The following is a 12,971-nucleotide window of genomic DNA, read 5'->3' on the forward strand; positions in this document are numbered from 1 at the left end:
AGCTCGTAGTCGCCGGCGGGCACCTCGCCGTAGGGCGGACCTACTTCCAGGCGCCGCAGATCGACGCGGTCACGTTCGTGCAGAGCCGCAGCCGCCTCAGCCCGGGCGAGGTCGGCCTTGGCCAGTTTCAGGCCGATCTGCGCGCGGGCATCCTTGGCCTTCTGGATCAGGGCCCGGGTCGCCTCGACGTCGCCCAAGTCCGCCTTCGTCTCAGCCTGGGGGAGGAGGAAATCCGGGGCGTTGTGCAGGGCGGTGCGCTCCATCCGCGCCACCCGCAGCTCTTGTTTGGAGCTGAGCGGCTTCTTGGCGAGGACGGAGGCCTCCTTGGCCAGGGTCAAATACAGGCGCGTGCTCTCGACGTCGCCCTGCAGGGCGAAGGCCGCCGCCTCGGCCAGGCGCGGCTCGATCGAGGCCTCGTGGGCGGCGCGCTCCAGCTCGGCGAGCTGCTTCTCTTGGTCGGCCGTCAGCGTGACCTTGCCGCGTGCGGCGTACTCCCGAACCTTGGCGATCGCCTCCCGACAGCGCGGCACCTCCCCCGCCTTCGAGGCGGCCTCGGCCTTCTTCCAGGCCAAGGGCACCGCGTTCGCGTAGGCCTTGGGCTCGAGTTGGTCGATGAAGTCCTGATGGAAGGCGTAGCCCTTTGCCTTGGCCTGGTCGAAGGGGACCTGCAGACGAGAGAGGATCTCGCGGCCCGCGGCGAAGACGTCGGCTAGGGCCAGGACGTCGCCGGCATCCGCGAGCGGTGCGGCGCGGGCGACGAGCAGGTCCAGTTCCTTCTCCAAGGAGATCTTGAGGATGCCCTCGGCGCGATCTTCCTTAAAGGACAGCCGCGCCTCGGCGGCGGCAAGCCGGGCCTTCAAGAGGCGGTCTTGGGTCTGCAAAGTGTCGCCTTGGGCCGCGAAGGCCTTCGCCTGGGAGAGCATCTCGAGGTAGCGGCTGGCCGGCGAGAGCTTGAGCCCCGTCAGGCTCGAGGCGCCCAAGGCCTTCAGGGCCTGCTGGGCCTCCGCGCCGGTCGGCTTGACGGCCTTGCCTTGCAGGTCTTGCACCTCGTCCTGCGGACCCTTGGCCCCCTTGGCGGGCGGCTGGTAGACGCCGTCGCCGTTGTCGACGATCTTGATGGGCCCTAGCGCGAATTCTCCCATAAAGGACTCCTACTGAAGGGGACGCCCGACGTAGATCGGCGTCATAAGTACGGTGTTGGCGGAATAGCGGCCGGTCCAGCCCTGCCCCGTGCCCTCCCCGCTGTCCGGATCGACGGTGACGAGGATGCTGCCGTAGCCGAAGCCTGTGCCGCCCTCGCGGCTGTCCTCGCCGTGCGGGTAGGAGGTCGCGTCGGCCAAGCGCAGGAGATAGCCGCCCGAGACCTTCTCGGGAGCCGCCACGAGGATCCCCATGTGGCCGGTGGCGCTGGAGGGATACCAATCCGGCGTCGGCCAGGCGACGACGTCGCCCGGCTCGGCATCGGCGATCTTTTGGACGCGGCGCCAGCCCGCGCTGGGCTTGTTGTAGGGAATTTTCTTCAGCGCCTTGACGTATTCGGCGACGCGGGGTCGTTCGGATTTTAATTCGGCGTAGGCTTGGGGCGCCGCCTGCTGGAGGATCCAATTCACCATCCCGGAGCAGTCGAATTCGAATTGGCCCTTGGCGAAGTCCACCTTCGTGTCGTGGTTGTAGACGGTGGTCTTGACGCGCTTTTCGATGAAACGAAGGGCCTCGAGGACCCGCGCGGTCGCGGTGACGCTGCTTAAGTTCAAGGTGTTTTTGGCGGCCGCGGCGCGCGCCGCCGTCGCGTTTGACGCGGCCGCCTTGAACCAGAGGCCCCCGAGGGCTGAGGCGGGACTTTGGAAGAGCTGGAAGTGCAGGCGCCAGGCGGCCAGGGGATTAGCCCCCTGTAAAAGGTACCCGCCCGGTGCGGCCGAAACGGAGCCCGCGGAGGGCGCGGCGAAAAGCTGCGCCGGGAGCCTCAGGCCAAATCGGGCGGTGTAAGCCTGAGCGCCGGGCTGTGAAAAAGCGAGGTTAAGGTTGGAACTAAGGCCCCGGCCAAGACGGGCCACGTCGAGATTGTGCCCCATGAATGCCCCCTGATTGTCCCCTTGTCGTGATTCGAGGACTCATCGGAGGGGGGGAGGGAAAGTTGTGCGAAGTGATTTAACCCAAATATTTCTTTCAATTTCAATACTCAATGATTATAATTAAATTGTGATCTGAACGTCGGCTCGTCTGACCAGTAGGATCCCTCCGGGGGTGGAAACACCCCCTTTTTTTTCATAACTTCACTACTCCGAGCGGATTATTCGGGGAAGCTTGCCGACAAATCACGGGACTTAATCTTAAAAAATAGTTCTTTCCCCCTTTTTTCCTGAAATACGCATTCGGCGAGTGGTATTGGTAAAGTAGAAATGCGGCAAGGTCTGCACTCTGAATAAAATAGGAATGTTCTGAATCCCTATACACTGGATCTTCGATTAAATAATTTAGCGGCAAATCCCGATATCCTGATCCAAATTGAATTTGATTTGGAATAGGATTGTATCTTCGCATCTGACGAAGCAAGTTCTTCAGTTTTTTATCCTCTGTATGATCACAAATAATAATTCCGCGCTCATCTGGATTGTTGGGCCCACGAAAATTCCTATGCCTGATCGTGTTTTCAAACCTTTGAATAAGCGCTCTCCATGCAGACGAAAATACGTCATATTCAGGATTTTTTTCAAATTTATCAACCAAGACATTGATAATGCTTATGTCGGATAAGGAAGCCAGCTTGGCGGAATATTCCCTAATCATCGCCAACCTATCACTCCTCTTAATCCTTCTGTGCAACTCGCCTGGCTTGCTAATAAATTTTGCGGAATGAAATTCTTCCCTTAGTTTTAGGCCATACCTCTGTTTTAAATAATTTCGAAAACTTATCAGCTCGTCTAAATAATTTCTCCAACGCAACTCATGAACAACTATCCCCGTGAGGGCAAAAAACGGCGTCGGTGATTTTACCAAGCCTGAATCACCACTTTCATCAACATACATGATAAACATAAGAGGCTCCCAAGTATTAAACCCGGAAACCACGGCGAGGAAGGTCGTCGATAAAAATAGGCAATGCATCGGGATAATTCAATTATTTTTTAGAGATGCAAAGCCAACTCCGGCGACGGCGCCCGGTCCACCACCTCGAAGGCCGCGCAGCGCTGGGCGTCGAGGGCGTGGAGAAGCTTGTCCCCCTTCCGCCCCGTCTCGAAGAGCTTCACCGATAAATCCGCGCCCTCGTTGTGGTAGCAGTAGAGCTTGGAGCCGTCCGGATCCGTGTAGGTCACGCCCGCCATCTCCGCGGGGCGGTTGAGGATCCTGGCCTCGATGCGGTAGTGGCCGCGTTGGCCGCTCAAGTCCCAGCCCGAGAAATCGTAGCGGCTCTCGTTGCAGAGCAGCTGACTGATCCGGTTGAAGCGCAAAGTCCGGCCGTCTCCCAGGCGCAGCGTGATCGCGGTCAGCGGACGCAGCAGACGCCGGCCCGCTTTCACCTGCCCGGTCAAGGCCTCGAAGACCGCGCCGGAGTCCTCGTGGAATTGGTTGCAATGGCTCCAGGCCCAGCGCTCGGCGTGGCTCGTCCCCCAGAGGTGGGCCTGGCAGCCCGGAGCCCGGTCCACGCGGAAGACCCGGCCGTCGACGCTCAGCTCGCCGCTGACCCGCACCGACCAGTTGGGCGAGAGGAATTTCGTCTTGGGAAAAGGCAGGTGGTAAAACGAAGCGGGGTAAATCCGCTCGCTCGCCTCGTTGGGCAGAAACTGCAGGTCCCAGCGCAGCTCGTGGCCCCCCGAGGCCGCGCGGCCGCGCGCCCCGTTGTTGTAGACCGCGCTCTCCCCCACCTGAAAAAAAAAGATGTCCCGGTCGATCACGGCTTGCTCCGCCGTCCAGGTCTCTTTGGCGGCGATCGGCGTCCCGGGCTTGAGCAGGTCGAAGGCCACCGCCCAGACCGAGGCAGAGGGCGGTCCCAGGTCGCGGCGCGGCGCCAAGAGGGTGTAGCGCAGCCAGAAGGCCCGCTGGATCTCCGGCGCGGCGAACTTCAGGTAATACACCTCGTAGAAGGGCCGGCGCCTACCGTCCCACTGCACCATGTTGTCGAGCTCTTGCCGGTAGACGGCCATGCCTCACACCTCGCGCCTCGGCCCCCGGTCGGGGAGATAGACGCAGAACCGGGCGCCTCCCTCGTAAGTCGCGTCCAGCCAAACCCGCCCGCCCAACTTCTCCGTCGCCTTCCGCACGATGGCCAGACCCATGCCGAAGCCGGGGACCTGGCCGTGGTGGCGAAAGAAGGGCTGGAAGATCCTCTCGCGCAGCTCCGCCGGCACCCCGCTGCCGCGGTCCTCGACCCAAAGCTGGACCGCCTCGCGATCTCGGAAGCACTGTACCCGGACCGAGCCTCCCTCCGGGGAAAATTTTACGGCATTCTGCAAAAGGTTGAGGAGGATCTGTTTCACCCCCCTGCCGGAGGACCTCAAGGGGGGCCACGAGGCGGGCCATTCCACCGCGATCCGGCGCGACTCGCGGGCGGCCTGGAGGAGGCCGTCCACCTCCGCGGCCGTCTTCGCCAAGTCCACCGCCTCGCTCTCGCCCAGTACCCAGCCCACCTTCATGAAGTGGATCAGGTCGTCGATCCATTCCAGCATCTGCGCGGCGTTGGCCTCGATGCGACGCAGGTACTCCAGCCGCTTCTCCGGGGCCTCTCCGCGCCCGTTCTGCAACAGCTCGCTGAAGCCCCGGATCGAGATCAGGGGGGCCTTCAAGTCGTGGGAGATGGCGCCGACCAGGAACTGCATCTCTTCGTTGAGTGCCGCCACCTCGCGGGTCCTCGCCTCCAACTCGCGCGTGGTCGCGACATAGAATTTGAAAAGCTGGAAGGCCATGGTGAGGATGAGGGCTGCGAAACCCATCTCAATCGTATAGAAGAACCGATATACCTCCGTGGCGACGAGGATGTCGTTGACGACGCTCAGCAGGAAGAGCGCAACCCCCGCCGGCAAGGCCCAACCCTGGAAATTGCCGCGATACTGCCGAAACCAACGCCAACCCAGGAAGAAGACGTGGGGAAGGGTCCAGGCCAGGAAGAGGAAATACCAGGGACCCAGCCGCGCCTCGCCGACGCGAGTGGTGTAGCCCAGGAAGGCGAAGGTCCGGTATTCCAAAACGGGCTGGAAAAATTTTCCGTCCCAAAACAGGAAGGGCAGGAAGGCCAGGGTGGCGATGGGGACGCATTTGGAAAAATAGAAGCTCGGCGTCTCGAAATAGGTCGCCGTGAACATGACGAAGAAGATGAAGGTCGGCACCATGGCCGCGAGCTGCAGCTGGTTGCAGAACAGGCTCATCCTCAGATCGGTCGCCGAATAGAGCTCGAAGGTGGCGATGGAATAAACCGCGAGGCTGAGCGAGATGAGCCCGAACAGAAAGAAGCGAAGGCGTTGCTGGGTCCTCAGCGGCAGGATGCGCGCGAAGCCGAGATAGGCTAGGCCGTTCCAGACAAAGAGGGTGAAGAAGACAGCCGAGGGCAGGGAGACGCGGCGGATGGTATCCGGAAGCCAATCCATGCCCTCCCAGCTTGCCTGGAAGGGGGCTAAAAGCAAAGGGAGTAATTCGCGACGCGGCTCGTCAGCCGACGGACAGCACCTCGGCGACCAAGTCGTATTCGTGGGCCTCGATGACGCGCGCCTCGAGGAATTTCCCGGGATGGGCCCCGTCGCCCGAGAGGTAGGTGACGCCGTCGATCTCCGGTGCCTGGGTCGCCAGGCGCCCCTGGTAGACGAGCTCGCTCTCCTCCGAGGGCCCCTCGCAGAGCACGCTCAGGGTGCGGCCGACCAAGGCCCGGTTTTTCTTCAGCGAGATCCCCTGCTGAAGCTCCATCAGCCGCTCGAAGCGCTCGCGCTTGAGGGCCGCGGGTACCTGGTCGGGCAGCGCGGCGGCGGCGGTCCCCTCCTCCCGCGAGTACTGAAAGACCCCGAGGCGGTCGAACTCGGTCTCCGCCACGAAGCGATAGAGCTCCTCGAACTCGGCGTCGGTCTCGCCCGGATAGCCGACGATGAAGGTGCTGCGCAGGGCGATGCCGGGGATGGCCGCCTTCAACCTCTCCAACACCTGCCGCACGTAGCGCGAGGGCGAGCCGCGCTTCATCGAGCGCAGCACCCGCTCGCTGATGTGCTGCAGCGGCATGTCGACGTAAGGCACCAAGTGCCGCGACTCCCGCATCGCGGCGATCAGCGCGTCGCCGAACTCCAGTGGGTACATGTAGAGCGGCCTGAGCCAAAAATCGCCCTCGATCGCGTCGAGCCGCCGCAGCAGCTCGGCCAGGTTGCTGCCGTCGCGGAGGTCCTTGCCGTACTCGTTCAGGTCCTGGGCGATAAGGTTGAATTCTTTGACGCCGCGCCCGACCAGCTCCCGCACCTCGCGGACGATGGAACCGATCGGGCGACTCTTCAGGTCGCCGCGGATCTGCGGGATGACGCAGAAGGAACAGCGGTGGGAACAGCCCTCGGAGATTTTCAGGTAGCTGAAGTGGCCCGGGGTGGCCAGGACCCTCGGCAGATCGGGATCGGGCAGGATCTGGCGGGCCGGGGAAAAATCGGAGAGACGCTTCGCCGCGGCCGCTTCGGGAAGCAGGCGCTCGCCAACTCGGACGCGGCGAAACTTTTTGGGCGCCGCGAATTTTTCGCGCAGCATCGCGGCGAGCTTGTCGAACTCGCTTAAGCCCACGAAGAGATCGACCTCGGGCATCTCCTTGGCCAGCTCCGCGCTGTAGCGCTGGGTGAGGCAGCCCGAGGCGACCAGCACCTCGCAGCGGCCGGTCTGCTTGTGGCGGGCGGCCTCGAAGATCTGCTCGATGGACTCCTTCTTGGAATCGGCGACGAAGCCGCAGGTGTTGACCACGATCACCTCGGCCTCCTCGGGCAGCGAGGTGAAGGAAAAACCGTCCTGCTTGAGGCCGCCCAGCATCAACTCGGCGTCGACCAGGTTCTTCGGGCAGCCCAGCGAGATCAGGCAGACCTTTTTTTCGTGGTTCGTATCCATGGCAACGGAAGCGGGGATCTAGCACCCTTCCTCGGCCCCGGACAATGGGGAAATGTGTCGGGGAAAACCCAAAAAATCAGGGTTTCCGGCGGAAAATCAACCAGGAATTGTCCCGAAAGGGGCTGGAGACGGAATAGCCCGCCACGATCGGTACCTCCCGATGATGGTACTCCGCGCTCACCACCTCGAGGTCGGGGCGGCTGCTTACCAACTGCTCCAAGTCGCGAATGAAGGGCGCGTATTCGGAGACGACGTAGCCCCCGCCTCCGGGAACGATTTTAGAAAGCAGGGCCCGGTCCAGGAAATCCGCCACCGCCGCGGCTCGCCCGGGGTCCTCGGGGCGCGGGAGATCCCCGATATGGAGGGGGAAATAGGCCTCCACCCGGTCGGCCTTAGTCGAGGTCTCGTACCAATCGCCCGGTAGGAATTCCCCGCGCCAAGACCGGCCCCCCGCGCCGTTACGGGAGGCTTCGGCCTCCTCCGTTTCGAAGAAGCGTTCCATTAACTCGAGCATCTCGGGTTCGCGCTCGATGTTGATGGGAAAATGCCCCCGCCGCGCGAGTTCGACGGCGCGCGTGCCGCTCACGTCGCCTAGGATCGCGACGCTCATATTTTGCCGGGGCAGCTCGAGTCGTCCGCCCACGTCGAGGTAGACCGCCTGCGAAGGCGCGGGCTGCGACTCCGCGGGTCCCTCGCCGACGCCGAAGGGCGCCAACCTCGGCCGGCGGGCGCGGGGCCGATCCAGGCTGGGAATCGCCACCAAGGCGACAGTCGCGTCGCCGAGGCGGAAATCCAGGGCGTGCACGGCAAGGGGCGAGCGGCTCCCCGCATCGCCGCGCAACTCGCGCGCCGCCTGCAGGGTGCGACCGGTAAGGAAATACGCGCCGTCGGGCCCGCGCCCGATCTCCGCCGCGCGGTGATGATTGAATCGCTGAATATCGTGGGTCGAAAGGGTCGCCCGGTGGGCGGCCTGCGCCAAGGCGTGTTGGTGGGGTCTCGTGTAGCGGACCCTCCCGTTGGTGAGGCTCAGGCCGAAACCCACCACCCCGCTGCCCCAGAAATCGGGCTCGACCAAGGCGATCCCCACCCCAACCTCCCCGTCGTCGGCGTAGCCGGTCATCATATTTCCCGTGCCGTTCCGCCGGGCGGCCTCGCCGCTCAAGACCGCCCGGCCCTGACGGATCAAGACCTCCCGGGAGTGTTGGGCGGGATCCAGGCCCAGTAGCTGGCACGCCGCCTGCTTCGCCGCCATGACGGCCGCGAGCCGGGAATAATAGAAGGATCCCCGTTCGGCCAAAGGCCGCGAGGCCTGCGGCAGGAAGGATTGTTCGCGGGGAGTGAAATAACGATCCAACATCGCCTGAAAATCCTCCGGCGAGCTTTGCGCCAGGTCCCTAAGCATGGCGGTATGGGAGGCCTCCACGGAGACCATGCCGGAGCGATCGTCCAGGATCCGCTCGAACTCGCGGTGCAGACGTTCCGCCAGGCCTTGGAGCTGGGACTCGCTGAGCGAGAGCGGGGCGCGCGCTCCCGCGGCGGGCGACGCCGCGGGCAGGGCCCGGGCGAGGCGGCGGCCCAGGTGACGCAGTTCCCGATTGGGCGCGACGAATTCCGCCCCGAACTTGTCCCAAGGGATCTCGATCGCGAAGCGCTGGAAGGGATAATCCTCCGGCGCGGTGATCCCGGAGTCCAGCCGGCGCGAGACGGGGCGCTCCGCCGCGGCCAGGATCTCGCCCAGCTCGTGCACGTAGCCGTTGGCCATGCGGTCCAGATAATGATCGGGGGAGAGGAAGGTAAAATTGAGGGTGCGGCTGGGGCGGGCCGAGGGAGGCTGCAAGACCGCGAAGCCCTCCATGCCGCCCAGCATCGCGAAGGTGGAGGCGCTGTCGTCCACCAGGGTGTCGAAGGGCCGCTTGCCGCGCAACAGCGCGATCGCCGGGTGCTTGAGCTTCACGCCGTTGGCGGGAAATTCGCGGATCTTGGCCAGGTAGCTCTCGACCAAGGGATTCTCGGGATAACGGATCTCTCCGTCCGCGGCCTCGCGCATGGCCAGGACCAGGTCCTCCCGGGTGTAGATGTTCAGGCCCTCCCGCACCTCGGCGATGGTCACAGGCTCGGCGGGGCCTTTTCCGAAATAGATCATCTTCATCGCCGGGTCCTCGTTGGCCAGGCGCAGGATGCGGCCCGCGGGGCCGGTGGTCGCCATGATCAGGTTCTTGTCCTGGCCGAGCCGAAGCCCCAGCTGAAAGGCGCGGACGCCGGGGTGGAACTGGACGCGCTGGCGGAGGCGCCCCGGAAAGAACCTTTGGATGCCGTTAAACCAAAGCCGCTCGAAGAAATTCAACTTCACCCCCGGCGCGGTCTGGAAGGCCGGGTAGTCCAGTAGGCCCGGCTCCGTGTGGCGGTACACCGCCTCCGCGCCGCGCTCCATGGTGCCGCGGAACAGGTCGGCGGGGGAAAAGGCCCAGTGCAGGTAGACCTCGTCCACGTCGAAGGCGAGACGGGCCACCCGCTCGGGGTGGGCGCGGGCGATCTCGAAGCCCTGGCGAAAGGCGCCTTGGTCGAAAGGATGATCGGTCACGCCGAAGCAGGTCAGCAGGCGCGACACGAAGTGGGGGCTTTGGAGATCGGCGGCCTCGACGAAGCCGCGCGGCACCAGGGCGCGCAGCTGGCGCTCGGCCTCCTGGCGATTGAGGCGCTCCGCGCTGGGGTTGTCCAGCGGGCGGCGGATCCCCATCCGCGGCAGGCGGACGGGGGGAGGGGCGCTGCCGCCCGTACCTTCGCCGTGCATGGCCATCGCCGCCGCATGCGGCGGAACGATCTCGGCGGAGGGACGGCGGGAAGACGAGTGCGGCGCCGGCCCGGCCCAGGCAAGCTGGGGCGCTCCGAAGCCGGGGCCGGTGAGTCTTGGGGGAAGCGCATGGGCCAGCGTCTCGGCCCGCAGGTCGAGGCCCCGTTCCCAGGCCGCGAAGCGCGGGCCGAAGGCCTGGCGGGTCAAGTTGCCCGCGACGTTGAATTGCAAGAGCATGGCCAGGGAATCGACGAAGGTGGTCGCGCCGTCGACAGGGGCACGCAGGCCGAGGCGCTCTTCCAGCGAGTGACCGAGGAGGATGCCGCCCAGCATCCCGCCTTGTTGAAACAAGATTCGTAGGTGCCGTTCGCGAAGGGCCCCCGCCGGGCCGGCCAGGCCGCGATATGCCGCGCCGCTACCCCACCCCGCCAATTTCAAACCGCCCAGCACCAGATAGCTGGAGGCGAAGTCCCGCGCCAAGGCCCCGCCGCTCCAATCCTGGGTCCGCCCCAAGGCCGCATTCGCCGCCCGGCCGGCCACGGTGAAGGCCGGGGCCTCGAGGGCAAAGCCGGCGAGGGAGGCCGTCGCGCGCGCGCCGAAGCCGCGAGTGAATAGGTTGGCACTGGGGGAGACCGCCAAGCGTCCCAAGGTCGCGACGCGGGTGAGGCGGAAGACCGCGCCCGCCGCGCCCATCGCGAAGAGGGCCGCGGGATCGGAGGCCTGTTCGGCGAAACGGCGGAGGAGAAACTCGGCCCGGGGACCGGCGGCGCCGCGGCCGACGATGGCGTCGAGCGCCCCTTGCGCGCGGTTCCGTAGGGGCCTTTCTCGAAGGGCCCCCGCCGCCGCGGCATGCTGCTCCACGGCGGAATACAACTCCGCCGCCAGCTCCAAATCCCCCGCCGCCTCCCGCCGCGCCGCGGAGGCCAGCAGGCCCTGGAGAAACAGGTCGGGATCGGTCTCGCGCGCCAGGGCCCGCAATTCCTCGCGGGCCGTGCCCCGCGCCAGGGCGAGCGGGCGCGCCAAGACCTCGGTGGCCGCAAAATTCGCGGCCCCGCGGCTCTCCGGGCGGTGCCCTGCGCCGGCGAAGGGTCGGTGTTGCAAAAAACTTAGCATAGGAGCTGACCGCGCCTTTTCGCCGCGGCGGGCCAAAAGTTGCTTCGAAAGGGCCGAGCTCAGTCCTCGGGCGCGGGCCTGAGCCGGGGCGGGATCAATTCCGGATTGGGACGGCCTTGGATCTGTAAAAGCGGCGACATCGCAAAGAGCCTTGGGGCGAAGTGCTGGAGGAGGGCCTCTTCCCGGTAAGGCAGGGTGCCCTCCGGCTCGAAGGTCCCGTAGACGAAATCCCAATACCCCGCCTGTACCCGCGCGGATTCCGGGACCATCAAGCCGCGGCGCGAGAGAATGCGGACGATCTGGGAGTTCTTCACGTTGAGGTGGTGGATCTCCATGCCGTGGATCGCCGCTTGGGTGTAGATCCAATCCAGGACGACGGTCCCCGCGCCCGCCGGCATGCGGTAGGGGCCTTCCTGGGTGATCAGGTTGGCCGGGATCAGGCGCCCGGGCTCGACGTACATCTGCAAGAGGCCGCGCTCGCCGCCTTCCTTAAGCTCGAGCTCGAGGAAGGGCGTCTCCGCGGGCATGAAACGGTCCTCGGGGCCGGCAAGACGGCTGGCCGTCACTCTGGCGCGGAGCTCGCTGCCATGCCGGCGCGCGATCACCGCCTCGTGGCCGCTACTCAGGAAGTTCCGCAGCGGATCGACTTGGATCTCGTAGGGGTGCTCGCCCCCGCGCGCCGCGACGGCGGAGCGCAGCGTCGGCGGCAACAGCTCCGGGTTCGGCTGGCCCCAGGCGTTGTAGAAACCCTTTCCCATGTGCCGGTAGAGGAAAGCCCCGTCGCCCAATCGGCCGATCTCGACCACCCGATTTCCATAGGGCTTCTTGAAACGCGCCGCCTCGACCCAGGCGGTGCCGGGCTCGAAGAGAGCGCTACGGTTCAGGATATGGAAGATGCGCGGCTCGGTGATGCCCAGGACGGAGAAGAGCTGCCCCCGCTGCGCCGCCTGGGTCGCGAGCCAATCCATGAGGATGGTCCCGGCACCGGGGATCATCTCCCGGCCGTCCATGCCCGGTTCTTGGGTTCGAATCGAAAACAGGTGGATCCGATCGGACTCCAAGTAAATCGTCAGGCGGCCGCGGTGCGGGCCCTCGATCACCTCGAATTCGTAGGCGGGCACGCCGGCGTTGTAGAAGTCGTTTTGCTCCTGGGTGCGATAGGCCTCTTCCAGGCGCAGGCGGATCTCGCGGCCGTCGCGGGTCGCGACGACGCGCTCCGCGCCGGGGCTAAGGAAATTTTCCAGCGGCTCCAGCACCAATTCGTAATTCCACAGGCGCGGCCCGTCCCCCAAGGGATTGGACTCCCGCGTGCGCAGGAGGCGCGGGGCGCGCAGGGGCGCGAGTGGATCGGGCGGAGGCACCGGAGCCTTCGCCTCGCTCTCGGAGGGCCGTGCCGGCGCGGCGCCCGGCAGCGTGAGCTTGGGGTCGAACTCGTGGGAGCTCATCAGCACCACATTCGGCAACCGAAATTCGCCCCCGCCAGGGACGGCCAAGGCCGCGTGCGGCGCGAGGCGCGGCACGCGGGGGCGGGAAGAAGCCAGGGCCTCGGCTTGAAGGTCCAGACCGCCCTCCCAGGCGCGGAAGCGCGGCCCCAGGGCCGCGCCGCCCAGGCGGCCGGCGACGTGTCCGTGCAGGAGCATGGCGAGGGAATCGATCAGGGTGTGCGCGGCGCTTTGCGGCGGGCGCAGGCCGAGGCGTTCTTCCAGGGAGTGGCCGAGTAGGATGCCGGAGAGCATCCCTCCCTGCTGGAACAGCGTCCGTAGGGGCTGAACATGTTCAGCCCCTACGGGTCCGGACAATCTCCGATACGCCGCACCACTGCCCCACCCCGCCAACTTCATGCCGCCCAGCACGAGGTAGCTCGACGCCAGCTCCCTCGCAAAAGACGGGGAGCCCCCTCCCAAATCCCTTCCCAAGGCCGCGTTCCCCAGCCGCCCCGCGAGGGTGAAGGCCGGCGCCTCCAGGGCGAAGCCCGCGACCCCGGCCGTCGCCCGCGCCCCGAAGCCGCGCGTCA

General features: G+C 65.5%; 7 protein-coding genes. All 7 read right to left on the reverse strand.

Annotated elements, in window-relative coordinates; genetic code table 11:
• Positions 1–1,142, reverse strand: a 1,142-nt coding sequence (locus FBR05_12280) for a hypothetical protein (GenBank protein MDL1872959.1), incomplete at its 3' end; no start/stop codon positions are given.
• Between the two features lie 9 nt (positions 1,143–1,151).
• A complete protein-coding gene (locus FBR05_12285; GenBank protein ID MDL1872960.1) occupies positions 1,152–2,072 on the reverse strand; it encodes a hypothetical protein in 921 nt (306 codons plus the stop codon).
• A gap of 193 nt (positions 2,073–2,265) precedes the next feature.
• A complete protein-coding gene (locus tag FBR05_12290) occupies positions 2,266–3,105 on the reverse strand; it encodes a DUF3800 domain-containing protein (protein MDL1872961.1) in 840 nt (279 codons plus the stop codon).
• A gap of 20 nt (positions 3,106–3,125) precedes the next feature.
• Positions 3,126–4,142: a hypothetical protein gene (locus tag FBR05_12295; GenBank protein MDL1872962.1), complete on the reverse strand. Its 1,017-nt coding sequence runs from the start codon at positions 4,140–4,142 to the stop codon at positions 3,126–3,128.
• Between the two features lie 3 nt (positions 4,143–4,145).
• On the reverse strand, positions 4,146–5,579 hold the full coding sequence (locus FBR05_12300; GenBank protein ID MDL1872963.1) for a HAMP domain-containing histidine kinase: 1,434 nt from the start codon (positions 5,577–5,579) through the stop codon (positions 4,146–4,148).
• 61 nt (positions 5,580–5,640) lie between these two features.
• Positions 5,641–7,053: a 30S ribosomal protein S12 methylthiotransferase RimO gene (rimO, locus tag FBR05_12305; protein MDL1872964.1), complete on the reverse strand. Its 1,413-nt coding sequence runs from the start codon at positions 7,051–7,053 to the stop codon at positions 5,641–5,643.
• Positions 7,054–7,129: 76 nt separating this feature from the next.
• Positions 7,130–10,957, reverse strand: coding sequence for a hypothetical protein (locus tag FBR05_12310; protein MDL1872965.1), 3,828 nt, complete (start codon positions 10,955–10,957; stop codon positions 7,130–7,132).
• Positions 10,958–12,971 lie beyond the last annotated feature (2,014 nt).

It is taken from the genome of Deltaproteobacteria bacterium PRO3, from assembly GCA_030263375.1.
Lineage (GTDB): Bacteria > UBA10199 > UBA10199 > DSSB01 > DSSB01 > DSSB01.